The sequence below is a fragment of the Pseudomonas persica genome, assembly GCF_900291015.1.
Taxonomy (GTDB): Bacteria; Pseudomonadota; Gammaproteobacteria; order Pseudomonadales; family Pseudomonadaceae; genus Aquipseudomonas.
Genome location: NZ_OLKL01000228.1, coordinates 1 through 258, shown reverse-complemented (window position 1 = coordinate 258; position 258 = coordinate 1). Strand labels below are relative to the sequence as shown.

1 protein-coding gene is annotated in these 258 nt (G+C 48.1%); it reads right to left on the bottom strand.

Annotated elements, in window-relative coordinates; all coding sequences use genetic code 11:
* Positions 1–258: Ig-like domain-containing protein (locus FQ664_RS26375; RefSeq protein ID WP_144175934.1), on the bottom strand; the 258-nt coding region annotated here is incomplete at both ends.

Here is a 258-nt window from a genome sequence, read left to right as displayed (position 1 = left end):
CTTTTACGGTGGCCGTCTTGTTATCAGTGTTGCTAACTCCTTCAGGTAAATCGCCTAAGATTGCAGTAAAGGTGTAATATCCTGCTGTTTCCGCATCATAGTTGTCGGTATCTTCCCACCCGGTTACCGGAACAGTTATCTCTCCGTTGTGTGCAGTTACACTCGTTGGAAGCGCCGATATGACTGCAGCTGCATCAGCATAGGTCGCGGCGCCAACTTTGCCACCGGCGATATCATCAATAATGTCAAAGGATACAA